Source organism: Seohaeicola nanhaiensis, assembly GCF_042654245.1.
Lineage (GTDB): Bacteria > Pseudomonadota > Alphaproteobacteria > Rhodobacterales > Rhodobacteraceae > Seohaeicola_A > Seohaeicola_A nanhaiensis.
On record NZ_JBHSGI010000019.1, the window covers coordinates 1 to 2,292 of the forward strand.

General features: G+C 63.9%; 2 protein-coding genes. Both read right to left on the reverse strand.

Translation table 11 applies throughout. From position 1 onward, the window contains the following. The coding region (locus ACFO5X_RS14095) for a hypothetical protein (protein ID WP_380718127.1) at positions 1–541 on the reverse strand (541 nt) is incomplete at its 3' end. A gap of 11 nt (positions 542–552) precedes the next feature. Next, on the reverse strand, positions 553–2,292 hold a 1,740-nt coding region (locus tag ACFO5X_RS14100; protein ID WP_380718128.1), incomplete at its 5' end, for a hypothetical protein.

A 2,292-nucleotide genomic window follows, 5' to 3' on the forward strand; every position in this document is an offset into this window, starting at 1 on the left:
CATTCAGCGGCAGGTCTTCGCTTTCCCCATAGTAGAGGCCGCCCGCTCCTGTCGCCGGGTTGTCCCTTAGCCAGGTGGTCGTGATCGTGCCCTCGGTGACGCCCTCGAGCGAAGCAATCGCCGCAGCCGTCAGGCCGTCGTTTGAGACATAGACGCGGCGGGTGTTCTGGGACGGCTCCACAATAGTCTTGCCTGTCGCGTAGTCGAATGGGGGGCAATACCCATCCCCTAGACCCCAGCCGTTGACCTCCGGGGCCGGTGCGACAATGAGCGTCGCGGTGACGCGCTGAGTGACGCCATCCTTCTCACGATCGTAGACGATGATCAGGTTGCCATCCGGGTCTTGGTCCAGCAGGTCGACGCCGACCTTTGCGTCCGGTCGATTGACTGCCCGGCCGGTAGCTGGCTGCGAGACGACAGATACACTATCCGGCCCGATCGGGTCGGACAGAACCGCCATTCGCAAACCGGTTGCGTTGAAGGTCTCGGTAACCTCTTCGACGACACCGGTCTGCTCACAGGTAACGATGATTTCGAACATCAGGCGATCCTTTATTCGGCAGAGATTGCGAGCAGAACGAGGCCAGACCTGTCGTTCACCTCATTGGTGACAGTGACGGCTGTCGCGCTTCCGGTCGGTGCGTTGTCCAGCCTTGCGCTGGTCACGTGGTTTGTTGCCGCGAGACCATCAGCAACTTCGGTCAGGCCGCCCCAGGTCACAGAGTTGACCTGGTATTTCCCGATGGATACGCCAAGGATGGCATTCATCGCCGATGTCGGCGTGATGCTGGTCGAGAAACCGGTCGCGCTATATGCGCTGAACTTGACCAGAGAGTGGCTTCCCCGAACTGCCCATTTCTCGATGGCGTGCTCGTTCGTGCTGGTTGCCAGGGTTATGCTCAGGACGTCGCTGGAAGTCCCGTTGACCGGCATAACGTAGGAGAAGCAGTGGGTGCCAAACCCGTTGGTGCCTCCATTATTTTCAACCGGCGTCATAGGGTTGCCGTTGATGGACATTGCCGTAGGAATTGCGTTGCGCCCATAGAAAATATAAACCGTGTCCCCGGCGAGAACTTCCGGCTGGTTGAGGGGAAATGTCGGGTTGGTCCCGAGATATCCGCTGGACTGGAAATTCCCGACCCGGAAGACGGAGAAGGCTGGCGCGCTCGCCACCGTCACCTCGGCCGAGCTGACCACGGCCGACACGTTGCCGCGATCGTCGACTTGGACGGCATCAACCACATAGGCGCCATCGGCCAAGCCGATGAAGCCGCCCAGGTTGCCGCTGCCGGCCTCGGGCGTGTCGTCGCTATCGGTGTCAAGAGCGTCGCCGGTGCCGTTGATGATGTTCTCGGCCGAGAGCTGCGGATTGCTGCTCAGACGAACAGCAAAGAAGATTTCGCCCACGGCATCGTTGCTGGTCACCGACACATCGATGTCCGACCCGTCCGCCGTGGCGATCAGGCTCGACAGGATCGCGGCCGTGCTGTCCACCAGGAAGGCGGCTGAGGCGACAGCCTCGGACAGGACGCCATTGTCGATGACGGCATAGGCCTTCGCGTTCTGGCGGGCGACGCCGGGGTCCAGCGTGGCGCTGAACGGGCCGGGCCAGACGCCGGTGACAATCCCGAGCGGTGCGCTTCCGCCATTCGCCTCGCCGGCCGCCACCTCTTCCGGCGCCGGCGCGTCGTCGGCCTCGGGCACGATCACAAGGAAGACGTCGTCGCCATCCTGCGCATCCGAGACGATGGTAAGAGGCTGGGCCGAGCCGGTCCAAGTGCCGGCGGTCACGCTGGTGATGGTCCGGGCCGTGATGATCACGGCCGGGCCGATCACGTCCGACGCGATTACTGCAGCACCACCGCTGTTCGCGGTCGAAGAGACCAGGCGATAATACTTACCCTCGACCATCACGGGGCCGGTCGTACCGGTCGACGCCGTGTCAGCCCAACCCGTCGTGCCATCGTCGGACACCTGCCAGACGTGTTCGGTCGTGAGGCCCGAGCCGGTGAAGGTCCCCAGAACGCCGGTCAGGGTCTGCCCGACCACCGGGCTTCCCGAGATCGAGGGGGCCGCATTCACGGCCGGCGGCGCATAGCGCACCACATAGCTCGCCGAGCTGCGCGACGGGTAGGTGTCGCTGGGCGTGGCGACGGCACGAATGCCGGACAGGTTATCGCCCGACACCGGCGTATAGGTCGCCGAGGTGGCCCCGTCGATCGCGGCCGCGCCGGAATACCACTGCCAGGCCACCGAGGAAGGTGCATCCCCGCTCCACCCGCTGGCGCTGGC